The 26,741-nt window shown below is 71.1% G+C and carries 20 protein-coding genes and 3 pseudogenes; 16 read left to right on the forward strand and 7 right to left on the reverse strand.

From position 1 onward, the window contains the following. Positions 1–279: 279 nt before the first annotated feature. A pseudogene (locus OG390_RS45525) lies at positions 280–927 on the forward strand (RNA-guided endonuclease InsQ/TnpB family protein); the annotation flags it as partial. Between the two features lie 39 nt (positions 928–966). Here OG390_RS45525 and OG390_RS45530 read toward each other — a convergent pair. Beyond that, positions 967–2,052 carry a mechanosensitive ion channel family protein gene (locus OG390_RS45530; RefSeq protein ID WP_406176258.1) on the reverse strand — a complete coding sequence of 362 codons (1,086 nt, stop codon included), beginning with the start codon at positions 2,050–2,052 and terminating at the stop codon, positions 967–969. Positions 2,053–2,291: 239 nt separating this feature from the next. Here OG390_RS45530 and OG390_RS45535 point away from each other — a divergent pair. Beyond that, positions 2,292–2,561: pseudogene (locus tag OG390_RS45535) on the forward strand (FGGY family carbohydrate kinase); the annotation flags it as partial. Positions 2,562–3,129: 568 nt separating this feature from the next. Here the strand turns inward: OG390_RS45535 and OG390_RS45540 are convergent. Next, on the reverse strand, positions 3,130–3,894 hold the full coding sequence (locus OG390_RS45540) for a crotonase/enoyl-CoA hydratase family protein (protein ID WP_406176260.1): 765 nt from the start codon (positions 3,892–3,894) through the stop codon (positions 3,130–3,132). A gap of 231 nt (positions 3,895–4,125) precedes the next feature. Continuing rightward, on the reverse strand, positions 4,126–5,100 hold the full coding sequence (locus tag OG390_RS45545) for a YbhN family protein (protein ID WP_406176262.1): 975 nt from the start codon (positions 5,098–5,100) through the stop codon (positions 4,126–4,128). Positions 5,101–5,241: 141 nt separating this feature from the next. Between OG390_RS45545 and OG390_RS45550 the strand changes: the two genes are divergently transcribed. Beyond that, a complete protein-coding gene (locus tag OG390_RS45550) occupies positions 5,242–7,164 on the forward strand; it encodes an ABC transporter ATP-binding protein (protein ID WP_406178260.1) in 1,923 nt (640 codons plus the stop codon). Between the two features lie 57 nt (positions 7,165–7,221). Here the strand turns inward: OG390_RS45550 and OG390_RS45555 are convergent. Next, positions 7,222–7,690 (reverse strand): annotated as a pseudogene (locus OG390_RS45555) (transposase); the annotation flags it as partial. 51 nt (positions 7,691–7,741) lie between these two features. Beyond that, positions 7,742–8,698, reverse strand: a complete 957-nt coding sequence (locus OG390_RS45560) for a LysR family transcriptional regulator (RefSeq protein ID WP_406176264.1) — start codon at positions 8,696–8,698, stop codon at positions 7,742–7,744. A gap of 115 nt (positions 8,699–8,813) precedes the next feature. Between OG390_RS45560 and OG390_RS45565 the strand changes: the two genes are divergently transcribed. The 8 genes from OG390_RS45565 to OG390_RS45600 all read left to right on the forward strand — a co-directional run bounded on the left by OG390_RS45565 (position 8,814) and on the right by OG390_RS45600 (position 17,083). Further along, on the forward strand, positions 8,814–9,686 hold the full coding sequence (locus OG390_RS45565; RefSeq protein WP_406176266.1) for an FAD binding domain-containing protein: 873 nt from the start codon (positions 8,814–8,816) through the stop codon (positions 9,684–9,686). 1 nt (position 9,687) lies between these two features. Beyond that, positions 9,688–10,209 carry a (2Fe-2S)-binding protein gene (locus tag OG390_RS45570; RefSeq protein ID WP_406176268.1) on the forward strand — a complete coding sequence of 174 codons (522 nt, stop codon included), beginning with the start codon at positions 9,688–9,690 and terminating at the stop codon, positions 10,207–10,209. Beyond that, positions 10,206–12,578 carry an aerobic carbon-monoxide dehydrogenase large subunit gene (locus OG390_RS45575; protein ID WP_406176270.1) on the forward strand — a complete coding sequence of 791 codons (2,373 nt, stop codon included), beginning with the start codon at positions 10,206–10,208 and terminating at the stop codon, positions 12,576–12,578. The genes OG390_RS45570 and OG390_RS45575 overlap by 4 nt, the downstream gene beginning before the upstream one ends. 10 nt (positions 12,579–12,588) lie before the next feature. Further along, on the forward strand, positions 12,589–13,521 hold the full coding sequence (locus tag OG390_RS45580; protein ID WP_406176272.1) for an XdhC family protein: 933 nt from the start codon (positions 12,589–12,591) through the stop codon (positions 13,519–13,521). Beyond that, on the forward strand, positions 13,514–14,422 hold the full coding sequence (locus OG390_RS45585; protein WP_406176274.1) for an AAA family ATPase: 909 nt from the start codon (positions 13,514–13,516) through the stop codon (positions 14,420–14,422). The genes OG390_RS45580 and OG390_RS45585 overlap by 8 nt, the downstream gene beginning before the upstream one ends. Then, a complete protein-coding gene (locus tag OG390_RS45590; RefSeq protein WP_406176276.1) occupies positions 14,415–15,563 on the forward strand; it encodes a vWA domain-containing protein in 1,149 nt (382 codons plus the stop codon). Before OG390_RS45585 ends, OG390_RS45590 begins: the two co-directional genes overlap by 8 nt. 885 nt (positions 15,564–16,448) lie before the next feature. Continuing rightward, positions 16,449–16,874, forward strand: a complete 426-nt coding sequence (locus OG390_RS45595; protein ID WP_406176278.1) for a hypothetical protein — start codon at positions 16,449–16,451, stop codon at positions 16,872–16,874. After that, positions 16,874–17,083, forward strand: coding sequence for a hypothetical protein (locus OG390_RS45600; RefSeq protein ID WP_406176280.1), 210 nt, complete (start codon positions 16,874–16,876; stop codon positions 17,081–17,083). Before OG390_RS45595 ends, OG390_RS45600 begins: the two co-directional genes overlap by 1 nt. Before the next feature lie 461 nt (positions 17,084–17,544). Here OG390_RS45600 and OG390_RS45605 read toward each other — a convergent pair whose 3' ends face one another. Both OG390_RS45605 and OG390_RS45610 read right to left on the reverse strand, forming a co-directional pair. Next, the gene (locus OG390_RS45605) at positions 17,545–18,684 is read right to left on the reverse strand and encodes an ABC transporter substrate-binding protein (RefSeq protein ID WP_406176282.1); all 1,140 of its coding nucleotides are present in this window, start codon (positions 18,682–18,684) and stop codon (positions 17,545–17,547) included. Between the two features lie 296 nt (positions 18,685–18,980). After that, positions 18,981–21,647: a SpoIIE family protein phosphatase gene (locus OG390_RS45610; protein WP_406178262.1), complete on the reverse strand. Its 2,667-nt coding sequence runs from the start codon at positions 21,645–21,647 to the stop codon at positions 18,981–18,983. Between the two features lie 722 nt (positions 21,648–22,369). Here OG390_RS45610 and OG390_RS45615 point away from each other — a divergent pair. From OG390_RS45615 to OG390_RS45635, 5 genes are all read left to right on the forward strand, one after another. Next, the gene (locus OG390_RS45615; protein ID WP_406176284.1) at positions 22,370–22,513 is read left to right on the forward strand and encodes a hypothetical protein; all 144 of its coding nucleotides are present in this window, start codon (positions 22,370–22,372) and stop codon (positions 22,511–22,513) included. 158 nt (positions 22,514–22,671) lie between these two features. Further along, a complete protein-coding gene (locus OG390_RS45620; protein ID WP_406176286.1) occupies positions 22,672–24,741 on the forward strand; it encodes a SpoIIE family protein phosphatase in 2,070 nt (689 codons plus the stop codon). 463 nt (positions 24,742–25,204) lie between these two features. Then, positions 25,205–25,624, forward strand: coding sequence for an aspartate 1-decarboxylase (panD, locus tag OG390_RS45625; protein WP_406176288.1), 420 nt, complete (start codon positions 25,205–25,207; stop codon positions 25,622–25,624). Positions 25,625–25,668: 44 nt separating this feature from the next. Beyond that, positions 25,669–26,013, forward strand: a complete 345-nt coding sequence (locus tag OG390_RS45630) for a GNAT family N-acetyltransferase (RefSeq protein ID WP_399079403.1) — start codon at positions 25,669–25,671, stop codon at positions 26,011–26,013. A gap of 14 nt (positions 26,014–26,027) precedes the next feature. Beyond that, positions 26,028–26,702: an arylsulfatase gene (locus OG390_RS45635; protein ID WP_406176290.1), complete on the forward strand. Its 675-nt coding sequence runs from the start codon at positions 26,028–26,030 to the stop codon at positions 26,700–26,702. Positions 26,703–26,741 lie beyond the last annotated feature (39 nt).

Genomic DNA, 26,741 nt, shown 5'->3' on the forward strand with positions numbered 1-26,741 from the left:
CGGCCTCCTGCGACCGCCGCTGATCAGCGGCCGAGGCGCCAGTGAAAACAGAAGCGCAAGTGAAAGCGGGAAGTGGTGCGCCGCGAGCAACCGCACTGCCCGCTCTTGCGTACCTCAGGTAGATCACCCACCTGATCCGACGGCAGGGCCGCCGGCCCCGACCGCCCGAACGAAAGCGAACCATGAGATATCGCACCAGAGTGACGGCCCCAGCGGCCGCCTTTGATTGGCAGGATTCCGCCGTGGTGACGTGAACCACACAGTATGGTGATCGTGTGGTCGGCCGACCGGGACAAGTGGCTGAATGCCGACGAGAAGGCGAAACTGCTCCGCCTTCAGCAGCGGGCCGCACACCGCAAGAGCTTTGGCAGGCCGGGGCAGAAGACCTCGAACCGGTTGCGGGCCACCTACGACCAGATCGCCGGCCTTCGTGCGAGAGCCAAGCGCAGGGCAACCGACTGGCAGCACCAGACCACCACCCAACTCGCCCGGACCTACGGCGTGATCGTGGTGGAACAACTGGACATCACGAACATGACCAAGAGCGCCAGGGGCACCGCCGAAAAGCCCGGGACGAGAGTCGCTCAGAAATCCGGCCTGAACCGCTCCATCAGCCAGGAGGCCTGGGGCCGCACCGTCACGATGCTGACGTACAAGACCGCCCGCCAGGGCGGCACCCTGCACAAGATCCCCGCCCCCGGCACCTCCCAGCGCTGCTCGGCCTGTGGCGTCACCACACCAGGCAGCCGGGAGTCCCAGGCCGTATTCGTGTGCAAGAACGAAGACTGCCGATGGTCAGGCAACGCCGACCACAACGCAGGCCGGAACATCCTGCACCTGTACCGGATGGGCCACGCGCTCATCCCGGCTGCCGGGAGGGCAGTCGTCAGGCGTCCCCGCGGCGTCAAGCCCGCCACCGCAAGGTAGGCAGGAATCTCCCGGCTTCACTTCAGCCGGGAGAGCGCTTCAAGTGCGTGCCGTGGCGTCGCGCTGATGGGGGATGACCGGCTCCAGGAGCCCCGCGCCGCCCGGCTGCAGCGCCACCGTCCGCGCGGGCGACGGAATCCGGATGCCCTCCTCCCGGTAGCGCTTGTGCAGGCGCTTGATGAACTCGTGCTTGATCCGGTACTGGTCGCTGAACTCGCCCACGCCGAGGATCACGGTGAAACCGATACGCGAGTCGCCGAAGGTGTGGAAGCGGACGGCGGGCTCGTGGTCCGGGACGGCGCCGGTGATCTCGGTCATCGTCTCGGTGACGACCTCGTTGGTCACGCGCTCGACATGCTCCAGGTCACTGTCGTATCCGACCCCGACCTGGACGGTGAGCGTCATCTGCTGCTCGGGCCGGGTGAAGTTGGTCATGTTGGTGCCCGAGAGCTGGGCGTTGGGGATGATGACCAGGTTGTTGGAGAGCTGACGGACCGTGGTGTTGCGCCAGTTGATGTCGACGACATAGCCCTCCTCTCCGCTGCTCAGACGGATGTAGTCGCCCGGCTGGATCGTCTTCGAGGCGAGGATGTGCACGCCCGCGAAGAGGTTGGCGAGGGTGTCCTGGAGGGCGAGGGCCACCGCCAGACCGCCCACGCCCAACGCCGTGAGCAGCGGGGCTATCGAGATCCCCAGCGTCTGCAGCACGACGAGGAAGCCGATCGCCATCACCACGACCCGGGTGATGTTGACGAAGATCGTGGCCGAGCCGGCGACCCCCGACCGGGACTGGGTCACGGACCGGACCAGGCCGGTCATCGCCCGGGCCGCGGTGATGGTGGACGCCAGGATCAGCAGGACGGTCAGCGATCGGTTGACGGTGCGCCCGACCTGCGCGGTCAGCGGCAGCACCGCGGCCGCCGACGCGAGCCCCCCGGCGATCGCGGCCCAGGGCGCCAGCGCGCGCAGCGCGTCCACGATGACGTCGTCGCCGCTCCAGCGGGTGCGCGAGGCATGCTTGCCCAGCCAGCGCAGCAGCATGCGCAGCAGGAACGCGGCCACAAGGCCCGTCGCGACGGCGATTCCGGCGACCATCAGGTCGTCCAGGGTGAGGGAGCGCTTCACCGGTGACCTCCCTGGTGACCGGAGAGAAGGCCCGCGGGCCGGATGTGCTGTGTCGTCACTTGCCACCTGCTCGAATCCGGGAATGCACGATCAAGCCCGGACCGGTGTTCGTCGTCCGGGGCGACCGCTCATCCTGCCGCATCCACCTGCCTTCCCGTCACCGGGCCGCCGCGGACCCGCCATTGACGGCCGGGTGCGCCCTGAAGCAGGCTGGCAGGCGGTGATCACAGGGGAGGGTCATGACCGGTTCGGTGCTCGCGATCGACCAGGGGACGTCCGGGACCAAGGCACTGGTGATCTGTCCCGACCGCGGTGTGATCGGTTCCGGGACCGCTCCCGTACGCCCCCGCCATCTGCCCGGCGGACGTGTCGAGGTCGATCCGGTCGAGTTGTACGAGTCCGTCGTCGACGCCGGGCGCCGGGCACTTGCTCAGGCGGGCGAGCCCGTGGCGGCGGTCGGGCTCGCCAACCAGGGGGAGACCGTTTTCGCCTGGGACCCGTCGACCGGCGACGCGGCCGCCGCCGACCTCGGCGCACCGCTCACCGCGCTGCGCGTCGACAGCGGTCTGACGCGCTCGGCGCTGCTCAAGCAGACCCAGGCCGATCTCCGCCAACTCCCCGTCGAAGTCTCGGCGTTGCCCGACGCCACCGCCCTCGACACGGGCACGCGCGGACCCGCGGTCGACGGCGCCTTCCGCACGTCACGCGAGGGCGTGTTCGCCGTGGGCAACGTGCTGCACGCCGTGGAGAGCGCCGCCGCCGTGGCCCGCGAGGGCGTACGGGCGGCGCGGCACGTACGAGATCACCTGGCGGGCGCGCCCTGGTCCCCGACGGTTCCGCTCCTCGTGGTGCCGCCTCTGCGCTGGGCCGCCCCGAACCGGCTCGCGGCCGCGATGCCGTACGGCCCCTTCGTGCTCGGCGCGGCGGAGTTCCTCACCCGGCCGGTGCTGACCGTCACGCAGGACGACCGGGTCCTGCACCGACAACGCCTTCTCGCCACCGCCGTACCGAATCGGCCCCTGCGTCTCGACGGACGCTGGGTCGGTTCGGTCGATCCGGCCGCAGGCCCCGTCCGCGTCACAGCTCGCTGAACGAACCGTGCCGACCGGCACCCGATGCGAAGCGGGCGGCGCCTTCCAGGCTCTCGGCCAAGACGTCCATGCCGTAGCGGAGTTCGGTGCGCATGGCCACCTTCTCGACCAGGCCCTCCTGGTCGAGGACGGAGGCACGGTCGCTGCGCAGACAGGACTGGGGGAACTCGGCGATCTCGGCCGCCAGGCGCTCCGCCTCCGCGCGGGCGCGGCCGGCCGGGACGAGGCGGTTGGCGAGCCCCATCTCGTATGCCTCGGGAGCGGGGACCGGGCGGCCGGTGAGGATCATGTCCATCGCGCGGCTGGTACCGATGAGACGGGGAAGCCGGACCGTGCCGCCGTCGATGAGCGGCACACCCCAGCGGCGGCAGAAGACCCCGAAGACGGCGTCCTCCTCCGCGACCCGCAGATCGCACCAGAGGGCCAGTTCCAGGCCGCCGGCCACGGCGTGTCCCGCGACCGCCGCGATGACCGGCTTGGTCAGGACCAGCCGGGTGGGGCCCATCGGTCCGTCGCCGTCCTCGGTGACCTGGTTGCCGCGTTCGGTGCCGATCGCCTTGAGGTCCGCGCCCGCGCAGAACGTGCCGCCCTCGCCCCAGAGCACCGCGACCCGCGCGCCATCGTCCGCCTCGAACTCCCTGAAGGCGTCGGCGAGTTCGGCGGCCGTCGGGCCGTCCACCGCGTTGCGGGCCTCGGGCCGGGAGAGGACGACCGTGGTGACGTAACCCTGGCGCTCGATCCGGACCGGCATCGTGGTGTCCCTTCTCCGACGGTGTACGCCGAGGTTACCCCTCGGTAGCGCAGCTTCGGGTCGCATGGACGGCCCGCGCCGGGAACGGGTCGTCGGACACCGCTTTCGCGGACAGCTCGTCCTCGGTCAGCAGGCACCGCGGCAGCGCGAGCCGCGGCGACCGGCGCCGGGGGCCGGTCGCAGGTCGTCGCCCTCGACCGGGGCGATCCCGCCGTACATCCGGAGTTCGCCTCAGATCACCTTCCAGCGGACCAGCGCCCCGAGCGTCAGTGCCCCCGGCAGCAGCGGGACCCACACCGTGATGATCCGGTACGCCAGCACCACCGCCGTCGCCACGGCCACCGGACCGCCCGCCGCGACCAGTGCGACGACCAGTGCGGCCTCCACCGAACCGATCCCGCCCGGCGTCGGCACCAGTGCGACCGCGACCGTCGCCGCCAGATACGCGACCGCCATGTGCACCGGCGGTACCGGCAGCCCCAATGCCTGCCCCACTGCGGCCAGTCCGGTCGCCTGGAGCAGCGGGAAGGCGAGCGATCCGCCCCACAGGGCGAGCGCGCGGGACGGGCGGGAGTGCACCGAGCGGGCCTCCCCGAGCGCGGTGCGCAGGAAGGAGAGGACGGCCGTACGGAGCCGTCGTAGGAGAAGGAGTGCCGTCACGGCGGCGCACAGCACCAAGCCGACGCCGAGCAGCAGGGGGCCGATCGCCCCGTCCGGCAGGAGGCTGCCGAGCCGCAGCGCCCCCGGGAACGCGATCAGCAGGCCGAGCAGCAGGCTCAGCCGGGCGATCGACTCCGCCAGCATGTACAGCGCGAGCGCGGCCGACGAGCGGGCGAGCGGCACACCGCACACCGTCATGAACCGCAGATTGACCGCGCCGGCGCCCAGGCCCGTCGGCAGCAGATGGTTGGCCGCGCCCGCCGCGAACTGGGTGGCGAGCAGCCGGCGCGCGGGCAGCCGCTCGATGACCGCCCCCTGGCGGGTGAAGGCCGCCGCGACCCAGGTCAGGCAGGTCGCCGCGGCCGCGGCCGCGAGCCAGGGCCACTCGGCCGACTTCAGGTGACCGAAGCCCTCCGCGAGTACGGAGCGGTGGCGTACCGCGACCACCAGCACAAGGGCGAGCGGGAGCAGACACAGGACCGGCCGGACGGCAGCCCGCAGGGGCGGGCGTCGGGGGAGTCCCTCGGGGAGGCGTACCGCTGTCACATCGGGAGAGGGTTTCCACACCGCACCAACGTGGGGTTGCGGGCGCGGAGACGGCGGCTGACACGCCGGGCAAGGGGAGGGAGGTGGCGCCAGGCGGTTGACCCCAACTTCGCTTGAGGTCTTAGTGTCTCTTGCATGAGCATGGAGACCACAGCCTGGACACAGCTGCACAGCGTCATGAACGCGCAGCAGGAGCGCCGTCCCTTCGCCCGCGCGACCCTGCGCCGCATCGCCGCCTTCGCCCGCCCGCACCGCCGCCGCATCGGGCAGTTCGTGGTGCTCAGCGTGGTGACCGCGCTGCTGGCCGTCGCGACGCCGGTGCTCGCGGGGCACGTCGTGAACGCGATCGTGTCCGGCGGCGACGAGAGCACCGTCGTCCGCCTTGCCGTGCTCATCGCCGTCATCGCGCTCGCCGAGGCGGCACTCGGGATCCTCGGCCGCTGGCTTTCGTCGACGCTCGGCGAGGGACTCATCCTCGATCTGCGGACGGCTGTGTTCGATCATGTGCAGCGCATGCCGGTCGCGTTCTTCACACGTACACGTACGGGCGCGCTCGTCAGCCGACTCAACAACGACGTCATAGGCGCCCAACGCGCCTTCTCCAACACGCTGTCCGGAGTCGTCAGCAACGTGGTGACGCTGCTGCTCACCCTCGTCGTGATGCTCACCCTGTCCTGGCAGATCACGCTGCTCGCGCTCGTGCTGCTGCCGGTGTTCGTGATCCCCGCCCGGCGGATGGGCAGCCGGATGGCCAAGCTCCAGCGGGAGGCGGCCGACCTCAACGCCTCGATGGGCACCCGGATGACCGAGCGCTTCTCGGCACCCGGCGCCACCTTGGTGAAGCTCTTCGGGCGGCCCGGGGAGGAGTCCGCCGAGTTCGCGGAGCGCGCCCGGCGGGTGCGGGACATCGGGGTCCGCACCGCGATGGCGCAGTCGGCGTTCATCACGGCCCTGACACTGGTGTCGGCCCTGGCGCTCGCCCTCGTGTACGGGCTCGGCGGCTGGTTCGCGCTGCGCGGCAGTCTGGAGCCGGGCGCCGTCGTCTCACTGGCCCTGCTGCTGACCCGGCTGTACGCGCCGCTCACCTCGCTCGCCGGGGCGCGCGTCGAGGTCATGAGCGCCCTCGTGAGCTTCGAGCGTGTCTTCGAGGTGCTGGACCTGAAGCCGCTCATCGAGGAGAAACCGGACGCGAGGCAGGTGCCGGAGGGGCCGGCGGCCGTGGAGTTCGAGGACGTCCGCTTCGCCTACCCCTCCGCCGACAAGGTCTCTCTGGCCTCCCTGGAGGAGGTCGCCGCCCTCGACACCCGCGGTGGCACGGAGGTCCTGCGCGGTGTCTCCTTCCGTGCCGAACCCGGCCAGACCGTCGCGCTCGTCGGCTCCTCCGGCGCGGGCAAGTCGACCATCGCGCAGCTGCTGCCGCGGCTGTACGACACCGACGAGGGCGCCGTACGCATCGGCGGCGTCGACGTCCGCGAACTGAGTGCCGACTCGATGCGCGAGACCCTCGGCATGGTCACCCAGGACGGGCACCTGTTCCACGACTCGGTACGGGCGAACCTGCTCCTCGCCCGCCCGTCCGCGACCGAGGACGAGCTGTGGGACGTACTGCGCCGCGCCCGCCTCGAAGACCTCGTGCACTCCCTGCCCGACGGCCTCGACACCGTGGTCGGCGAGCGCGGCTACCGGCTCTCCGGCGGCGAGCGCCAGCGCATGACCATCGCCCGGCTGCTGCTCGCCCGACAACGCGTCGTCATCCTCGACGAGGCCACCGCCCACCTCGACAACACCTCGGAGGCGGCTGTCCAGGAGGCGCTCACCGAAGCGCTGGAGGGCCGCACTGCCGTGGTGATCGCACACCGCCTGTCGACCGTGCGGGCCGCCCACGTGATCCTCGTCGTCGAGGCGGGGCGGATCGTGGAGCGGGGTACGCACGAGGAACTGCTGGCGGCCGAGGGGCGGTATGCGGAGCTCTACCGCACGCAGTTCAGTAAGCCCGGGACGGGCGACGCGGCGCGCACCGCCGACGTGACGGACATCGCCGCCGCGGGCGAGGCCGTGGCCTGACCGAGGCCGCGGCTGCCGGAGAGGCAGTTGCGTACCAGCTGTCCTTCCAAGGGCGTCCAGCAGCGAGGTGAGGTTGGGCACGATCACGGCGGCCGCCTCCGTGCCCGGGACGATGACGGTCTGCTCATCGAGCGCGGTGAAGATGTCCTCGACCAGGCGCTCGGCCATGCGCGGGGCCTTCGGGCGGAGCACGCTGATCAGCCGGCGGTGGCCGGCCTTGCGGATTGCCTCGGGCGAGCCGAAGCGTTCCGGCAGCCACAGCACGGCCGGGTGCTGGAGGCGCGGGCCGAGCACCCGCTCCAGCGAGGGATGGATCTGGGTCAGCGGGCTCCGCGGCCGGTTCGCGACTCGGGTGACCTCGCCCGCCAGGTCGTTGTCGAAGCCCACGATCATGCAGTTCGGCGACGGTCTCGTCGTCCAGCTCGATGGAGCGGAGCGTGTGCGGCACGGTGCGGGCGGCGTCCGCGATGATCGCCGTGTCGCGGGCATCAGTCTTGCCCTCGCCCGGGTGGAGATCGGCGATCCGAGCGCCACAAGCCGGGCGCGCCGCTATGGCAATGAGTGAGAGCCTGCTCCCTCACGCGCCCCAGAGCGTGACGTACACCGGGGGCCGGAACCGGGACGGCGGGACACCCGCGCCGGGCGCGCGCATGATGCGGGTTGCTGCGGGGGTGTGCAGGAAGTGCAGGAACGCGTCGGTGGCCGGGGAACGGTGCTCGGGTCGCAGGACCGCGACGTGCCACGTGGCGTCCGACGGCGTGGCCGGAGTCTCCAGCATGCGCAGCTCGTCACGTCGGATACGGGTCGACACCAGATGGGCCAACGCCGGCGCCACCCCCGCGCCCTCGGCAGCGGCCGCCCAGGTCGCGGTCTGGTTGGGGAACACCCACACGTGTCGCTCGGTCACACCCAGCCGACACAGCAACCGCCCGGAGTCCGCGTCCGGATCGGTACCGGAGGCGTCGACCAGCCACGACCACAGCGGCGGCGGACCCGGCGGCCGCGGCGCCCTGGCGCCGGTCACCACGACCAGCTGGGTGCGGAACAGTGGCTCGCCGACCACTTCGCCCCCACGGCCGGCACCGAGATCCGGCCCGAGCGCGACGTCGGCCAGTCGGCTCTCCAGGAGCACGCGCATCTCCTTGCCGGTGGCCACGCCGAAGGAGGTCTCGGTCCTGCGCCCCGCGCGGCCGGCGAAGGCTTCCATGATCGCCGGGAGCACGAACTCGGCCAGCGTGCTCGTGGAGACGACCCGCAGCTCGTCCGGCGCACCCCGTGCCACCCGCACCGCCGCCTCGGCATCCGCGCTCAGCGCGACCATCCGCGACGCGACCGGCAGCAGCCGCGCCCCCGCGGGCGTCAGGCGCATCCCACCGCTGTGGGAGTGCCGGATGAGTGGATCGCCGAAGTGGGTGCGCAGCGCGGTGAGCGTCTGCGACACCGCGGATTCGCTCACGTCCAGAGTCCGCGCCGCGGCGCGGACCGAACCGAGCCGGGCAACCAGCACGAAGGTGCTGAGCTGTGTGACGGTCACTATGCGATTTTCCCGCGTTTGGGTCGATAAGTGAATACTTATCGACCCATTGCACGGTCGGTGCGGAAGAGCGCAGCATCACTGCACAGCGGGCACAGCGTTCCAGGAGGGCCCGATGCAGGTTCCAGCTGCGTTCCAGTACGAGACGGCCACCAGCCTCGAGCATGCGATCGAGCTGCTCACACGGTACGGCCCCGAGGCCCGGGTGGTGGCGGGCGGACACAGCCTGCTGCCGATGATGAAGCTGCGGCTGGCCCAGCCCGAAGCCCTGATCGATATCAACGGCCTCGGCGAGCTGGCGTTGATCCGGGTGGACGGGCACGAACTGTCCGTCGGAGCGATGGTCCGCCACGCTGAGCTGCTCGCCTCGCCGGTCGTCGGCGAGCACTTCCCCATCCTGCGGGACGCGGAACGTGTGATCGCCGATCCGCTCGTACGCAACCGCGGCACCGTGGGCGGCTCGCTGTGCCAGGCCGATCCGTCGGAGGACCTGTCCGCTGCGTTCTCGGCACTGCGGGCGACCCTTGTCGCCCAGGGCCCTGGCGGCAGGCGCACCATCGGGATCAGGGAGTTCTTCCTCGGGCCGTACGAGACCGCGCTGGACGAAGCGGAGCTTCTGGTGGAGGTCCGAGTGCCCATCCGTTCGCACGCCAGCGCCTACCGCAAGGTCGAGCGCCGGGTCGGCGACTGGGCGGTCGTCGCCGCGGGAGCGGTGCTGGAGATCTCCGACGGGGTGATCACCGAGGCCGGGATCGGACTGACCGCGGTGGGTGCCCCACGGTTCGTGGCCGAGCGGGCAGAGGACTTCCTGCGCGGCGGACGGCCGGACGACGAGGGCTTCGCCGAGGCGGGCCGGATCGCCTCGCAGGAGTGCAGGCCGGCAGCCGACCAGCGCGGCCCGGTCGACTACAAGCGGCATCTGGCCGGGGAGCTCACCACGCGGGCGCTGCGCGCCGCCGCCGCACGCGCCCAGGGGCAGGAGGCGTGACATGCGGATCACCGTGACCGTGAACGGCGAGCAGCACACGAGGGACGTCGAGCCCAGGCTGCTGCTCGTGCACTTCCTGCGCGACGAACTCGGACTCACCGGCACCCACTGGGGCTGCGACACCTCCAACTGCGGTGTGTGCGCGGTCTGGTTGGACGGCACGCCGGTCAAATCCTGCACCGTGCTCGCGGTCATGGCCGACGGCCATGAGGTGCGGACCGTCGAGGGGTTGGCGCAAGGGGCCGAACTCGACCCGGTGCAGCAGGGATTCGTCGCCTGCCACGGGCTGCAGTGCGGCTTCTGCACGCCGGGGATGATGATGACCGCCCGCTGGCTGCTGGACCACAACGCGGATCCGTCCGAGGAGGACATCCGCAAGGTCATCTCCGGACAGGTGTGCCGCTGCACCGGTTACGAGAACATCGTGCGCTCCATCCGCTGGGCCGCCGAGCATGGCGGCGGGGTGCGGACCGCCGACGCGGGCACCGAGCCGGCGCCCGACCGCGAGGAGGTGCGGGCATGACGACCACCGAGGAGCGGCCGGTCGGCTTCGGACGAATGCCCCGCAAGGAGGACGCGCGGTTCGTCCGCGGCCACGGGACCTACGTCGACGACGTCCGACTGCCCGGTATGCTGCACGGCGCCATCCTGCGCAGCCCACTGGCGCACGCCCGGATCATCTCCGTCGACACCAGCGCCGCCGAGGCGCACCCGAAGGTCAAGGCCGTGATCACCGGGGAGACCCTGGCCGGTCTCGGGCTGGCCTGGATGCCCACGCTCTCGTACGACACGCAGGCGGTGCTCGCCACCGACAAGGTGCGCTTCCAGGGCCAGGAAGTCGCCTTCGTCGTCGCCGAGGACCACTACGCCGCCCGGGACGCCCTCGAGCTGATCGACGTGGCGTACGAGCCACTGTCGCCGCTCGTCGATGCCCGCCGCGCGCTCGACCCGGACGCGCCGGTGATCCGCGACGACAAGGAACAGCAGAGCGACAACCACATCTTCGACTGGTCGGCGGGCGACAAGGAGCACACCGACGAGGTCTTCGCGGCCGCCGACGTGGTGGTGGAGCAGGACATGCTCTACCCGCGGGTGCACCCGGCGCCGCTGGAGACCTGCGGCACCGTGGCGGACATGGACGCCATCACCGGGAAGCTGACGGTGTGGTCCACCACCCAGGCCCCGCACGCCCACCGCACGATCTACGCCATGGTGGCCGGCATCCCCGAGCACAAGATCCGGATCATCTCCCCCGACATCGGGGGCGGGTTCGGCAACAAGGTCGGCATCTACCCCGGTTACGTGTGCGCGGTCGTCGGCTCGATCGTCACCGGCAAGCCGGTCAAGTGGGTGGAGGACCGCTCGGAGAATCTGATGAGCACCTCCTTCGCCCGCGACTACCACATGCACGGGGAGATCGCGGCGACGAAGGACGGGAAGATCCAGGCCCTGCGCGTCCACGTGATCGCCGACCACGGTGCCTTCAACGCAACCGCGCAACCGTCCCAGTTCCCGGCAGGCTTCTTCGGCGTCTTCACCGGCTCGTACGACCTGGCCGCCGCACACTGCACCGTGACCGGCGTCTACACCAACAAGGCGCCCGGCGGTGTCGCCTACGCCTGCTCGTTCCGTGTCACCGAGGCCGTGTACCTGGTCGAGCGGATGGTCGACGTGCTCGCGGACAAGCTCGGCACGGACCCGGCCGAGCTGCGGATGCGCAACCTGCTGCGGCCCGGGCAGTTTCCGTACCGGACGCAGACGGGGTGGGAGTACGACTCCGGCGACTACCCGAGGGCCCTGCGGCTGGCGATGGACATCGCGCACTACGACGATCTGCGCCGGGAGCAGGCCGAAAAACGCGAGCGTGGCGAGCTGATGGGCATCGGTGTCAGCTTCTTCACCGAGGCCGTCGGCGCCGGCCCGCGCAGGCACATGGACATCCTCGGGCTGGGCATGGCCGACGGTGCCGAACTGCGCGTTCACCCGACCGGCAAGGCGGTGCTGCGCATCTCCGTGCAGACCCAGGGCCAGGGCCACGAGACGACCTTCGCGCAGATCGTCGCCGAGGAGCTGGGCATCCCGCCCGAGGACGTGGAGGTGGTGCACGGCGACACCGACCAGACCCCGTTCGGGCTCGGTACCTACGGCTCCCGTTCGACGCCGGTGTCCGGAGCGGCGGCGGCGATGGTCTCCCGCAAGGTACGCGAGCGCGCGAGGCTCGTGGCCTCGGCGATGCTCGAGGTGAACCCGGACGACCTGGAATGGGAGAAGGGCCGCTGGTACGTCACGGGCGACCCCGACCAGGGAAGAACCATGACCGAGATCGCGCTCGCGGCGCACTCCAACCTGGAGCTGCCCGAGGGTGTCGAGGGCCAGTTGGACGCGACCTGCGTCTACAACCCGCCGAACCTCACCTTCCCCTTCGGCGCCTACATCTGCGTGGCCGACGTGGACGCGGCCACCGGCCAGGTGAAGGTCCGCCGGTTCATCGCCGTGGACGACTGCGGCAACCGGATCAACCCCATGATCGTCGAGGGTCAGGTGCACGGCGGACTCGCCGACGGCCTCGGCATGGCGCTGATGCAGGTGATCGCCTTCGACGAGGACGGCAACTGCCTCGGCGGGTCGTTCATGGACTATCTCCTGCCCACCTCGGTCGAGTGCCCGTCCTGGGAGCTCGGCGAGACCGTCACCCCCTCCCCGCACCACCCCATCGGAGCCAAGGGCGTCGGCGAGTCCGCCACGGTGGGCTCGCCCGCCGCGGTGGTCAACGCCGTGGTCGACGCGCTGAAGCCGCTTGGCGTACGCCATGTCGACATGCCGCTGACGCCCGCCGCGGTATGGCGGGCCGCCCAGGGCCGGCCGCTGCGCACCGACCTGGCGATCACCTGAGGCCCCCGCGATGACGAACACCGAACTGTTGACCCGCGCGGACGTGCTCCGGCACGGCCGGACCCCGTTCGTCCTGGCGACCGTCGTCCACGCGGAACGGCCCACGAGCGCCAAGCCCGGGGACAGCGCGCTGGTGCTGCCCGACGGCACCGTCGAGGGCTTCGTCGGCGGCACATGCGCCGAGACGACGGTGCAACTGCAGTGCCTGCGGGTGCTGGAGACCGGCGAGTCGCTGCTGCTGAGGATCACGCCCGTCGCGGACAGCGGGACCGAAGGCGCGCAGGAGCCGGGCGAAGGCCTGGTCACGGTGGCCAATCCCTGCCTGTCGGGCGGAACGCTCGACATCTTCCTGGAGGCCAACCTCCCCCCGGCACTGGCCTACGTCTACGGACACGCCCCCATCGCCCGCGCTCTGCTCGACGTCGGTCGTGTGCTCGGCCTCGACGCCCGACCAGCCTCGCCCGGAGAGCCGCTGCCGCCCGATCTGGACGTCGTCGTCATCGCCACGCACGGCCGCGACGAGGAGACCGTGCTCATCGAGGCTGCACACGCCGGGATCCCGTACATCGGGCTGGTGGCCAGTCCGAAGCGCGGCGCGGCGGTGCTCGCCGGGCTGGATCTCACCGAGGAACAACGCGCGCACGTCCACACCCCGGCCGGCCTGGACATCGGCGCGCGGACCCCGGGGGAAATCGCGCTGTCGGTATACGCCGAGATCATCGCACTGCGGCCGCAGGTGGCCCGAGCCGTGCGCCCCGGAGCCGACGCCGCCGCGCCGCAGACCATGGCCGAGGACGTGGACGTGGATCCCGTGTGCGGCATGACCGTGGCGATCACGCCCGCCACCCTCTCGCTGGACCGGGCCGGCAGCAGGGTGTACTTCTGCGGGCCAGGGTGCCAGCACGCCTTCGCCGACGACCCCTCCCATTACGCGCATGCCTGACCTCGACCCTCTCGTACCCGATGTCCCCGCCCTGCGCTCGCGTCTGGACGCAGTCGGCTACCTGGCCGACGACGCCTTGACCACCGCGCTGCTGCTGGCCGTGCGCATGCGGCAGCCGATCCTGCTGGAGGGCGAGCCCGGCGTCGGCAAGACCGAGGCCGCCCGCGCGCTCGCCGCCGTGCTCGACACCCCGCTGATCCGGCTGCAGTGCTACGAGGGACTGTCCTCGGCCGAGGCCCTCTACGAGTGGAACTATCCGCGGCAACTGCTGGCCATCCGGCTGGCCGAGTCCCGCGGGGAGCCCCTGCGGGACGCCGACCTGTTCGCCGAGGACTACCTTCTGCCACGGCCGCTGCTCGCCGCGATCTGCCACCCGGGACCGAGGCCGGCGGTGCTGCTCATCGACGAGGTGGACCGCGCCGACGACGAATTCGAGGCGTTCCTGCTGGAGCTGCTCGCCGATGCCGCGGTCACCATCCCCGAACTGGGCACCCGGACGGCTGCGGTGCCGCCGGTGGCCGTACTGACGTCCAACCGCACCCGGGATCTGCACGACGCGCTCAAACGCCGCTGCCTCTACCACTGGATCGACTACCCGGACACCGCACGCGTCGCCGCGATCATCCGCAGGCGGGTGCCGGAGTCGGCCGAGTGGCTGGCCGCGCGCGTGGCGCGCGGAGTGGCGCGCCTGCGTGCCCGGCAGGAGCTCACCAAGCCGCCCGGCATCGCCGAGGCGATCGACTGGGCGGGCGCGCTGCACGCGCTGGGGCTCTCCGTTCTCGACGCCGACGCCGCCGACCGCACCCTGGGGACGGTACTCAAGTACGCCGAGGACCTGGAGGCCGTGCGCCGGGCCGGACTGGCGGAGCTGGTCGACGCGGAGGCAGACTCCGATGCCTGACCTGCCCGAACTGGCGGCCTCGTTCACCGCCGCCCTGCACGACGCGGGGATCGCGGTGGGCCCCGACCGTACCCGGAGCTTCGCTCGGGCGCTCACCCTGCTGGCACCGTCGACAACGCGCGAGCTGCGGCACTGCGCGCTCGCCACCCTGGTGTCCGACCGCGAGCAGATCGAGCCGTTCGACGCGGTCTTCCGCAAGGTCTTCGGCGGCCCGGCCGACCGCGGAGCACAGCGCGGGCAACCCGGCGACCCGGCCCGATCGCCCCCGGACACCGTTCCCGGCCGCGTCCCCGGCGCCCAGAAGGCCACCGTGGACGGACGCGGCCGGGAGGCCGATACACAGCCGCGGGAGGCTCCCGTACCCCTCGCGGCCAGTCCGCTCGACCGTCTCGCCGGCCGCGATTTCGCGGAGCTGTCCGCAGAGGAACTGGCGCGGCTCTCCGAAGTGATGCGCACCATGGTGCTTCGCACCCCGACCCGGCCGTCCCGCCGGCGCCGCACCGCGCACCACGGTGCGCGCATCGACGTGCGCCGCACCCTCTCCGTCAGTCGGCGCACCGGCGGATACCCGCTGCGGCTACGCCGCTTCGTGCCCCGCGCCCGCCCCCGCGACCTCATCGTGCTCTGCGACATCTCCGGATCGATGGAGCCCTATGCCCGCGCGATGCTCCAACTGCTCTACTGTGCCGCTCGCGCCACCCACGCCGAAGTCTTCACCTTCGCCACCCGGCTCACACGCCTCACGCCCGTCCTCCGGCGGGCCGGGCCGGACGACGCCCTGGCACGGGCCGGACGGGCAGCCCCGGACTGGTCAGGGGGCACCCGGATAGCGGAGTGCCTGGCGGAGTTCAACGAGCGGTTCGGCCGGCGCGGCATGGCGCACGGCGCCGTGGTCGCCATCATCTCCGATGGCTGGGACACCGGCGCGCCCGCCGACCTCGCCACCCACATGGCGCGGCTGTCCCGGGTCGCCTACCGCGTCGTGTGGGTCAACCCGCGCACCGCAAGCCCGCGCTACCGTCCGCTCGTGGCCGCCATGGCTGCCGCACTGCCCTACTGCGACGCCGTCGTCAGCGCCCACAACCTCGGGGCCCTGGACGACTTCACCGCCGCTCTGTCCGCCCCGCGCCGCCGCCGATGACCCTGCCCGTCCCGCGCCGAGGCCAAGAAGGCGCCGGGAGGCGGGTCCGAGGCAACCCGCGCTCAGCCGATCCTCCCGACATCACTGATTCAGGTTCAGCGACCGGCGATGGGCGGCTGCGTTGCGCGCCGCCGGATCCGACGTGGACTGTTGTCCGGCCTGACAGCCGAGCAGCCGAGCACCGCTGTGGCGATCGTCACGAAGGTCTTCGAGGGCCATTGCGTACGCTGATCCCGGCCGTTCGTCAGGGGCGCCCGGGGTGAGGTCGATCCCGAGCACCTCTTATCAACGTCTGAGGCGCCGTCAGGGAAGTCGGCATACGGTCAGCACGAGTTCTGCAAAACCTGGCGGACGCTGCCCGGACATGCGACTGGCTGTAGGGTGAGGAAATAGCACTTGACCTACAAATACGCGGGCAGGGAGCCTAGATTGGGGAGTACCTCGATGCTGCGTACCATGTTCAAGTCCAAGATCTAACGCTTGGTCATTCCTGCAGGTCGGAGGCATGATTGCCGGGCTGTGGTCAGCAAATGGCCAGCATCGGGCGTGGCCGCGTCCTGGCGTTGCTGACCTCCGGGCCAGGGGGTGACCCGGCCCGGGGAGTCCCCGGCCCCCGCTTCAAGGGCTGCGCATGTGCAAGCCGACCCGTTGCCATCACCCGTACACGATTCGGTTGCTGACGCGGCGGCATGGATGGGCCACAAGTCCATCGAGGAGACGTATCGCACCTACCGGCACCTGATGCCTGGGAGTGTCGCCAGGGCGGCTCGGATTCTCGACGCCGGCCTCCGGGAAGCCGCTTGACTGGTGCCGCCATGGGCCTTGTCTCGGGGCGATCTCCGCATATCGGCCACCGTGCCGTACGTCCGCTGTTGCCGTACGCGCATGGCGAGTCACGTGTACGTTCATGTGCCGGAAGATCTCTGGCCGTTGCTCGAAGAGGGCGACTTCGACGAGGTGGAAACCTCGACCAGGGGCATGGAGCAGTGGTCGTCGGTGGTCGAGGCCGTGCTGTCGGTCGGTGGGACCGCCTTGAACGTCTCGACCCAACTGGTGGCCGTCTACGTCGCGCGCGAGCAGATCGGTGACTTCGTGAACCGCGTTGCGGCCTGGCTCGGCCTGGCCGCCCGGAACGCCAGTGTCCCTTCCGTGCCCCTCACGCTCACGGTGACCACCACGATCGGCGAGGCCGGTCGATCGATCGAGGTCGTCTGTCCGTTCGGGCCGGACGGCACGCCCGTGGTGGACACCGCCGTCTTGACCGATGCCATCACGTCCGCGCTCGACTCGCAGTCCTCCGCGGCGGGGTGATGGCGCTGCTGCGTCGCGGCCGGGCGCGCACCAGCCCGCTGCAGTTTCACGAGCGTGTCGCGGAACTGCAGCGCCGCTACGAGGAGTCCGGCATCGCCAAGGACATCGTGGACGAGTCGTGGCGTCAGGTGCGGCACTGTTTCGTCGAGCGGCAGCTGGTCCCCGTGGTGGCCGGGGTGTTCCATGGGGGCACCGCCATCGGCCGCTGAGCAGGTCGAAGGCCACCGGAGCCGAACCGAAATACACACACGCTGTTCAGCCCCCGGTCCGGCGCGACCACTCCTCTTCCCCGCCTGGTTCGGGCAGCACGTGCCCACCCTCGACAGTGGACCGGGCAGGACCGTCCTGTAGCACCACCATGGTCTGTCTCTCGTCCACGCCGGAGATCCGGGCGATCGCTGAGGACAGCTCCAGGGCCGGCCCGCCTCGTGCCGGTGCCCCTTCGCCGCACAACTGCTGGGCGCCGGGGATCGTCCCAGCTAGTGCCCCAGCAGGCAACGTTCGCCCCGTCGCGACGCCCGGCACGCCCTCTCGCCGCACCGGCCGAAAGCCCAAGTACGTCCAGTACGAGGACTTCCGGCCGGCACTCCCCCCGGCCTTCGGCCGGGGGGACCCCCAGAGCACGCACCGGACGCCGCTCCTTGACGGGCAAACGTTGCCTGCCGGGGCACTAGCCGGAGACGGCCTTCGCCCAGCCCTGGGTGACCGTCTCCTTCGCCTTCCCCAGTTGCGCGTCCGTCGGGAACTGCGGCGTTCCCTCAACCGTCGGCAGTCGTGCAGCGGCGGCCTTGTCGAGGGTGCCATCCTGCCTCATGGCGTCCATGAGCACCGGGCGGGCATAGGCGCGCAGCCGGAGGTTCTGGCCTTCTGGGCTGAAGAGGTACTCCTGCCACAGGCGGGCAGCCGCCGGGTGCGGGGCGTTCTTGTTGACCGCCAGCGCGAAATACTGGGCGAAGCTGCCGTCGAAGGGGATCGAGACCTGCAAGTTCACGCCCTTGTCGCGGAGTTGGTCGGCGTACTGGAGGTTGATGTAGTCCCAGTTGATGCTGATGGGGGTCCAGCCGCGCGCGACCGTCGCCGAGTTGGAATTGAGAGGATTGTAGTTGCCGCGATTGTTGAGCTCGGCGAAGAAGTCGAGACCCGGCTGGACGTTGTCGAACGACCCGTTGTTCGCCAGCGCGGCCGCGTAGACACTGGCGAAGGCAGTGGCCGACCGGGGTGGGTCGCCTTCGAGTGCCACCTTGCCCTTGTAGCCGGGCTTCAGCAGATCGGAGAAAGTCTCCGGACAGGGTTTGACCCGGTTGGCGTCGCAGCCGATGGAGATGTAGCCCCCGTAGTTGTTGGACCAGCGGGCCTTCGCATCCTTCTGATTGCCGGGGATCGAATCGAAAGCGGCCACCTTGTACGGCGCGAGAAGATTCTGCGCCGCTGCTTTCCGCGCGAACGTATCGCCCACGTCGATCACGTCGGGCGCGGTCGGCCGGCTTCCCCCCTTCCTCAGGGCGTCGATCTCGTCCTCGCTGTGGCCCAGCGGATCCTCGACCGTGACCTTGATCCCGTACTTCTTCTCGAAGCCGTTGATCAGGCCGCCGTAGTCGGCCCAGTCATGTGGCAGCGCGATCGCTCTGAGCGTGCCCTCCCGTTTCGCTGCGGCGATCAGCGCGCGCATGCCGCCCATGCTCTCGGCGGACGTGGCCACCGACGGCCGTGCGAGGCCGACGGGCGGTGTGTTCTCGCAAGCGCTCAGGCCCAGTGCCACAAGAGCGAAGCAGCCGAAGACCGCCGCTGCTCGGGCACACGGTGTAGTCACGGCTGCTCCCGGACGTGGGGGCGAGGTGGTCACCTCGACTGGCTGGCGGCAGTGCCACTGGGTCCGGAGTGGCGGGCCTCCCGCTGTGCCCCCCGCTTCATCGGCTCCACGGTGCCGACGAAGCGGTCATCAAGGCCAGAGTACCCGGCAGCCTGGATGGCGGAATGTCGTCCGGGAAGCCCGCGATCACCGTTTTTGCCCCAGTACTCGGCTTCTCCGTACGTTCCGGGCCCGGCCGCGCCCACGGCGGCACGCGGCGTGCGCCACGGCGGAGGGAAGGGACGTACCGGCGCACCTCACAGCGCGGTGTCGTCCCATTGGCCGAGCAGGATCTCGCCGAGATCTTCGCCCTCCGGCGTGGCGCCGCGGTGCAGGGACTGTTCGGCCCAGATGACCTTGCCGGTGGGCGTGTAGCGGGTCCCCCAGCGTTCGGCGAAGCGGGCGACCAGGAAGAGTCCGCGGCCGCCCTCGTCGGTGACCTTCGCCCGGCGCAGCCGCGGCGAGGTGCTGCTGCCGTCCGCGACCTCGAAGATCAGGGTGCCCGCATCGGGGCTGCCGATCGGCTCCGTGCGCAGCACCCGCACGGTGATGGGCTCGGTTCCGTAGCGGACGGCGTTGGTGATCAGTTCGCTGAGGATGAGTTCGGCGGTGAATCCGGCCTGCTCCAGCCCCCACTCCGTCAGCCTGCGGGCGCAGGCGCCGCGTACCGGGGCCACCGCCGCCGGGTCACGGGGCACGTCCCACTCGGCGACCTGCTCTGGCCCGAGCCGGCGCGTGCGGGCCACCAGCAGCGCGATGTCATCCCTGGGCCGGTCGGACAGCATGGCCTTCATCACCGCCGCGCAGGTGGCCTCCGGCGTGCGACCCGGCCCTGTCAGAGCCTCGCGCAGGGCCTCCAGACCGACGTCCAGGTCTCGGGTGCGGTCCTCGATCAGTCCGTCGGTGTAGAGCACCAGTCGGGAACCCTCAGGCACGGTGAGCTCGGTGGTCTCGACAGGCAGGCCTGCTCCGAGTCCCAGTGGCGGGGAAACGGGCAGCTCAGGGAAGTCGACGGCCCCGTCGGGCCGGACCACCGCCGGTCCCGGATGGCCGGCGGTGGCGATGGCCAGTCGCCCGGAGGTGGGGTCGTAGACGGCGTACTGGCAGGTGGCCCCGGTGATCATCCCCTGCCCGTCCTCGGCGGCGACGACCTCTTCGGCGTCGATCTGCGCCACCAGCTCGTCCAGCCGGCCCAGCAGCTCCTCCACGGGCATGTCCAGGCCGGCGAAGTTGTGCACGGCGGTGCGCAGCCGGCCCATCGTCGCCGCGGCATGCAGACCGTGGCCGACGACATCGCCCACGACCAGCGCCACCCGGGTACCGGACAGCGGGATGACATCGAACCAGTCCCCGCCCACTCCGGCCTGGGCCGGCAGATAGCGGTAGGCCACGTCGAGGGCGGACTGCTCGGGCAGCGCGCGGGGCAGCAGGCTGTGCTGCAGGGTGACGGCCATCGCGTGTTCGCGGGTGTAGCGGCGGGCGTTGTCGATGCACACCGCTGCCCGGGCGGCCAGCTCCTCGGCGAGCGACACGTCCTCGTCCTCGAACGACGGGGAGCCCTGCGCGCGCCAGAAGTCCACCACGCCCAGCACCACGCCGCGGGCGCGGAGGGGCACCACGAGCATGGAGTGGATGCCGCGATCGAGGATCCGCCGGGCACGTTCGGGCTGCTGGGCCAGCCAGCCGTCGGAGGCGCTCAGGTCCCCGACCAGGACCGGTCGGCCCTCGGCCATCGCCGTGGAGACGGGATGGTCCGGGACGAACCGGATGAGCTCGCGGACGGGATGGAGGTGATGGTCCGCGTCGAGACCGGCGACGGCGCTGCGGCGCAACTCGGTGATCCCGGCGGTCGCACCGGAGGACTCCTCGCCGCGCAGGACCGGGTCCAGCAGCTCGACGGTGACGATGTCGGCGAACCGGGGCACCGCCACCTCGGCCAGTTCCTCGGCCGTGCGCTGCACATCGAGCGTGGTGCCGATCCGCAGCCCGGCGTCGTAGAGCAAGTTCAATCGTCCGCCCACCACCTCCGCCCGGCCGGAGAGGGCCCGCAGCTCGGTGGTGTCCCGGAGCGTCACCACGCTGCCGACTGGTCCGTGAGGTGCGGTGAGTCGCTTGCTGACCGCGAGCAGCCGGTCGGCCGCCAGGTACACCTCGTCGGTGGCGGGGCGATCGGAGGCCAGCAGCCCGGCGAGGTCCTCGTCCAGCCCCAGATCGGCGATGCCTCGCCGCTCCGCGTCCGCCGGCAGGTTCAGGAGCCGTCGTGCCTCGTCGTTGGCCAGCAGCAGCCGGCCGTCACCGCCGACGATCAGCACTCCTTCCCGCACCGCATGCAGCACTGCGTCGTGGTGCTCGTACATCCGGGTCATCTCGGTCGGCCCCAGCCCGTGGGTCTGCCGCCGCAGCCGCCGGCTCACCAGGCCCGACCCGCCCGCGGCGACTACCAGGGCCGTGGCGGCGCCGCCGAGGAGGACCGGCAGCTGCATGTTCAGCCTGTGCTGCACCCTCTCGACCGTGACGGGCACGGAGACGATGGCGACGACAGAGCCGTCGGGACCCCTGACGGGAACCGCCGAGATCACGGAGAGCCCCAGGGACCCCTGGAAGGTACTCGTGAAGGGCTTGCCCGTCGCCGCCTTCGCGTAAGGCCCGATGATGTGTTTCCCGACCTGATGCGGGTCGCTGTGGGTGAGGGTGATCCCGTTCAGCCCGTACACGATGATGGCGTCGACGCCTGCGGCCTTCCGGGCCGCCTCGGCGTGCGGCTGCAGCACGGCGGTCGGGTTCGCGCTGTTCAGTGCCGCCACGATCCCCGGGGAGTGCGCGAACGTCTGCGCCGTGGTGAGCGTCCGGTGGCGAGCGTCCGCCATCACGTCGCGTTGAGCCTGCACCACGAGCGCCACCAGGGCGGCGGCGACGAGCAGCATCACAACGGCCAGCTGGAGCAGGAAGACCTGGCCCGCGAGGCTGTGCACGCTCAGCAGCGAGCCCGACCGCCTCGCCTTCTCGGTCTGACGGGGCCGACCGGACCGATGAGTCCGCACGGACACATCAGGCACATCAGGCACATCAGGCCCGGATTGACCCGAAACTCCACTCATATACCCTTTCTATCGTTTCTGGGTGGCCGACCACGAAGCGACCGGGACGGACTGGTCCGCTCGGGGACGGTGACGAACACATGGGGCCCTGCCGGAGGGCCGCGGTCACGCACAGCCTCTGAGGTCTGGTGCGAACCCGGAGGGCGACGTCATTCGGCACCAGGACCGGCGGTCGGCCGACCGTTGAAGGCGCTTTCCCTGCGGCGCGAGCTGCACCGACGTGCGCGCCCGGCCGGCGCACCGGGTCGGCGTGGCGGCCGCGGTGCCGGCTCGTGCTGTGCACCGACGGGCTGACCGAGGCCCGGGGCCGCGACGTCGACGAGGGCCCTGCGCGGCTGAGCGCCGTCCTCGGCAATACGGCCGCACTCCGGAGCAGACCTGCAGCGCGGTGCAGGACGCGCTGCTGCCCGCACGTCCCAGGGAGACGTCGCCCTGCTCGTCGCCCGGACCCGCGCCCTGGCAGACAACCGGTTCGCCGCCCGGGAGGTGCCCTCCGATCCCGCCGCGGTGGCCGATGTGCGGACCAGGGTCGACCAGTTGCTGTCAGGTTGGACGTTGGACGCGTCGCCCGGCTCGCGGCCCAGTGGCGGACCCGCTACCTGTCCACCGGCGAGATCATCTGGGCCGAGCAGACGATCCAGGTACCGATGGCGGACACTGCCGAACCACACAAAAGGCGACTGTTGGCGTAGCCCCCGTGCAGGTGCGGGTACTGCCGCCGGCATCGTCGGGCGGTTGTCAGCAGTCGGTCCAGGTGTCTGCTGCCTGGGTCTGGGCCGACCATGGATGAAGGCAGAACGCCCGCCGGTACGGCAAGAGGCGGGGCGCCGAGCGGGAAGGGAAATGAGGCATGGGTACGACGGACTCCTCCCGAGCAGGCCGCGGCCGGTCGGTGGCGGGTCCTGCTGCGCCGCCCGGTGGCCTGCTCGATCTGCTCAGCGTCGCTGCCGTGGTGCTGAATGCGCAGGGCCAGGTGGTCTTCTGGAGCCCGAAGGCGGAGGAACTGTTCGGCTACACCGCGGCGGAAGCGCTGGGTCAGCACGCGGCTCGGCTAACGGTCCACGAGGAGCACCGGGACGCGGTGATCAAGCTGTTCGCCGAGATCATGGAATCCGGCACGGACTGGGCAGGGGCGTTCCCGATCCGGCACAAGGACGGCAGCACCCGCCTGGTGGAGTTCCGCAACATGCGGCTGCTGGACGACCTGGGCCACGTCTACGCCCTGGGCCTTGCCGCGGACCAGGCCGCTGTGGAGCGGATCGAGCGAGATGCCGCCCTGGCCATGCGTCTGGTGTCCCAGTCCCCGGTCGGGCTGGCCATTCTGGACCCGGAGCTGCGGTACGTGGCCGTGAATCCCGCTCTCGAACGCATCACGGGTCAGTCCGCCGCCGAGCGTCTCGGCCGGCCGGTCGGCGAGGTCCTGACCTTCCTGGACACGGACCCCGAGGCACGTCTGCGCCGCGTCCTGGAGACGGGCGAGTCAGTCGTGGACCGGGACATCGTGTGTCGTCCCCCCGCCGACCCGGACCACGAGCATGCCTGGTCCGTCTCGTACTACCGGCTGGAGGATTCCGGTGGGCGGGTGCTGGGCCTGGCCTACTCCGTCATCGACGTCACCGAGCGTCATCGAGCCGCTGCCGAGGCGGCACAGGCCCGGCAACGGCTGACGCTGATCGCCAGAGCTTCCGCCTCCGTGGGTACCACCCTCGATCTGGAAACGACAGCGCGCGAGCTTGCCGACGTCGTCGTACCGGTCCTGGCCGACGTGGCGGTCGTGGACGTACTCGACAGCGCCCTTGACGGCCGGACCGCGCCACACGAGGGACCCGCCCTCTTCCGCGCCCTCGCGGTCAGCGCGGCCCAGTCCACCGAGGCGGTCCGCGCGGCCGACGTGCCAGGGGGACTCGCCCCGTACGACAGCGACCGCCTGATCACCCAGTGCGTGCGCACCCGCCAACCGGTACTGGTGCCCCACACCACCCGTCAGGACCTGGAGCGCATCGCCCGACATGGCGAGGCCGCCTCCCTCCTCGCGGCGGCCGGCGTTCACTCCTACCTGGCCGTGCCGCTCCTGGCCCGGGGCGAAGTCCTGGGCGCCCTTGACCTCACACGCACCCGGAACCCCGCGCCTTTCGACGACGACGATGCGTTCCTCGCCTGGGAGCTGGCCGCCCGAGCCGCGGTCTGTATCGACAACGCCCGCGGATACCAGGCCCAGCGCCGAGCGGCCCTCACCCTCCAACGCAGTCTGCTTCCGGAGCGCCCATCGCACCTGCCCGGTTTGGAGGTTGCCTGCCGCTACCAGCCCGCCAGCGCCACGAGCGAGATCGGCGGCGACTGGTACGACGCCATACCTCTCCAGGGCGACAGAACCGCCCTGGTCGTCGGGGACGTCATGGGCAGCGGCATCAAGGCCGCCGCCACCATGGGGCAACTCCGAAGTGCTGCCCGTGCCTTCGCCGAGCTCGCTCTCGCCCCCGCCGAGGCCCTTCATCACCTGGATCACCTGACCGAAGGTGTCGAGCAGACCATCACCACCTGCATCTACTGCGTCTACGACCCTCACCAGGGCAAGTGCGAGATCTGCCTCGCCGGCCACATGCCCCCGGCCCTGATGCGACTCGGCCACGCAGCACAGCTTCTCGACCTTCCCACCGGCGCGCCGCTGGGCGTCGGTGGGGTGCCCTTCGAGGCCGCCACGATCACCTTGGGTCCCGGCGACGAACTGGTCCTCTACACCGACGGCTTGGTCGAAACCCGCAGCGAACCCATCGACGCTCGCCTGGACACCCTCCTCGACGCCCTCACCGCGACACGTGGCCATGATCTGGAAGGCACATGCGACCGCATCCTGGAGATTCTGCGCTCGCCCGGGGGTGAGGACGACGTGGCGCTGCTCATCGCCCGAGCCAGGTCCTGAGCAATCACATTTCGGGAGGCGGCCTCAGCCGTCGTCCATAACTGAGAGTGAACGCGCTCGGCCCTTTCGAGGCGTGGACCAGGCAACGCAGGTACCGGTTCTGACACGATGAGTTGTCGTACAAGACGTCGACGTCACCCCGGACACCGCACCCGGTTGAGGATCAAGCCATCACCGCAGCGGTAGGTTCTGCGTTCCTCGCCGGCCTGGCTGCGGAGATCGGTCCTCCCCGGACCGCCGCACGCGAGGCCCTCTGGACGTCGCCCGGAACGGAAAGCGCGCCGAGAGCCCGTGAGGGGCGTGCGCACGTGACTGGCGCGGCGTCAGAAAGGTCAGCAATGGGTCAGCGTGAGTCTTCAAACACCTGGCGACTGCTGACCGGACATGCGAATCGATGTAGCCTCCGGAGACCGCCCTTGACCTGCAGAAGCAGGCAGGGAGCAGACGAATCGGGAGTTTCTTCGTGCTTCGTACCATGTTCAAATCCAAGATCCACCGCGCCACGGTCACCCAGGCCGACCTGCACTACGTGGGATCGGTGACCATCGACGCCGATCTGCTCGACGCCGCCGATCTGCTGCCGGGCGAGCTCGTGCACATCGTCGACATCACCAACGGTGCCCGGCTGGAGACGTACGTCATCGAGGGCGAGCGCGGCTCCGGAGTCATCGGCATCAACGGAGCGGCGGCCCATCTCGTCCATCCCGGGGATCTGGTGATCATCATCAGTTACGCTCAGGTCTCCGACGCCGAGGCGCGGGAGCTGCGGCCGCGGGTCGTGCACGTGGACCGCGACAACCGGATCGTGGCCCTCGGGGCCGATCCGTCCGAGCCGGTGCCGGGCTCGGACCAGGAGCGCAGCCCGCAGGCCGTCACCGTCTGACCTGGGCGGAGGAATCGGCGGACCCCAGGACCCGAGGAGTGCCCATGAGCGACATCGAGATCCGCGACGACCGGGCGGGCGGCCGCCTGGAGGCGGTTGCCGGGGATGAAGTGGTCGGCCACATCGAGTACTTCGTGCTCGAAGCGCCCGCGCGGGCGCTCGTCCCCGTGCACACCATCGTGGAACCCGAGCACGAGGGAAAGGGGATCGCCGGTTCCCTCGCCCGTGAGCTGTACGCCATCGCCGCGCGCGAGGGCGTCGTGGTCGCGCCGCTGTGCCCGTACGTCGTGAAGTGGGCGGCGCGTCACCCCGAGGAGGCTCCGGCGGCCGATCCGCAGCTGCTGGAAGCGGCGGTGGACTGGCTCAAGGCGCACCCCGGGCGCTTCTGAGGACGGTGCCCCTGATGCCCCGGTCCGGCCCGCTCGCCCTGCTGCACACCTCGCCCGTGCACGTCCCCGTCTTCGACGCGCTGCGCGACGAGGCCCACAGAGGGCTGGAATTGCGGCACTTGGTGGCCGAGGAACTGCTGGCCCGCGCCCGGAGCGAGGGCCCCGACGCGGTGGCCGACGAGGTGCGGGCGCTGCTCGACCAGGCCGTCGCTCAGGGCGCGCGGGCGGTGCTCTGCACCTGCTCGACCATCGGCGCCGTCGCCGAGTGCGCCGGCGCCGGGGTGCCCGTGCTCCGCGTGGACCGCCCGATGGCCGCCGCCGCGGTGGCCGCGGGCCCGCGTGTCGTCGTCCTCGCGGCGCTGGAGAGCACCCTGGAGCCGACGGTCGCTCTCGTCGAGGAGGAGGCGCGCAGCGCCGGGCGCCCTGTCCATGTTCGTACGGTGCTGGTCGAGGGCGCGTGGGCCCTCTTCGAGGCGGGCGACGGGGACGGGTACGTCCGCACGGTGGCGGCAGCCGCCGACGCGGTCACCGGCGCCGACGCGATCGTCCTCGCCCAGGCGTCCATGGCTGTGGCCCAGCACCTGACCGCGACCTCGACCCCGGTGCTGTCGAGCCCCCGCCCGGGGCTCGCCGCCGGAGCGGAGGCGGCGTGCGGCGGTCGGGCGGCCGCGGCGGCGCACGCCGAGTAGGACCACCTGGTCTCCATCCCCCGCGCGACGGGGTGAGTG

The sequence above is a fragment of the Streptomyces sp. NBC_00996 genome (assembly GCF_045162675.1).
In the GTDB taxonomy this organism is placed as follows: Bacteria; Actinomycetota; Actinomycetes; order Streptomycetales; family Streptomycetaceae; genus Streptomyces.

Coding starts and splice junctions, on each gene's coding strand:
- OG390_RS45600 (WP_406176280.1), top strand. CDS start 16,874: ATGGCGCTGCTGCGTCGCGGCCGGGCGCGCACCAGCCCGCTGCAGTTT.
- OG390_RS45575 (WP_406176270.1), top strand. CDS start 10,206: ATGACGACCACCGAGGAGCGGCCGGTCGGCTTCGGACGAATGCCCCGC.
- OG390_RS45620 (WP_406176286.1), top strand. CDS start 22,672: ATGGGTACGACGGACTCCTCCCGAGCAGGCCGCGGCCGGTCGGTGGCG.
- OG390_RS45565 (WP_406176266.1), top strand. CDS start 8,814: ATGCAGGTTCCAGCTGCGTTCCAGTACGAGACGGCCACCAGCCTCGAG.
- OG390_RS45595 (WP_406176278.1), top strand. CDS start 16,449: ATGGCGAGTCACGTGTACGTTCATGTGCCGGAAGATCTCTGGCCGTTG.
- OG390_RS45570 (WP_406176268.1), top strand. CDS start 9,688: ATGCGGATCACCGTGACCGTGAACGGCGAGCAGCACACGAGGGACGTC.
- OG390_RS45580 (WP_406176272.1), top strand. CDS start 12,589: ATGACGAACACCGAACTGTTGACCCGCGCGGACGTGCTCCGGCACGGC.
- OG390_RS45550 (WP_406178260.1), top strand. CDS start 5,242: ATGGAGACCACAGCCTGGACACAGCTGCACAGCGTCATGAACGCGCAG.
- OG390_RS45540 (WP_406176260.1), bottom strand. CDS start 3,894: ATGCCGGTCCGGATCGAGCGCCAGGGTTACGTCACCACGGTCGTCCTC.
- OG390_RS45635 (WP_406176290.1), top strand. CDS start 26,028: ATGCCCCGGTCCGGCCCGCTCGCCCTGCTGCACACCTCGCCCGTGCAC.
- OG390_RS45610 (WP_406178262.1), bottom strand. CDS start 21,647: ATGCTGCTCGTCGCCGCCGCCCTGGTGGCGCTCGTGGTGCAGGCTCAA.
- OG390_RS45585 (WP_406176274.1), top strand. CDS start 13,514: ATGCCTGACCTCGACCCTCTCGTACCCGATGTCCCCGCCCTGCGCTCG.
- OG390_RS45590 (WP_406176276.1), top strand. CDS start 14,415: ATGCCTGACCTGCCCGAACTGGCGGCCTCGTTCACCGCCGCCCTGCAC.
- OG390_RS45630 (WP_399079403.1), top strand. CDS start 25,669: ATGAGCGACATCGAGATCCGCGACGACCGGGCGGGCGGCCGCCTGGAG.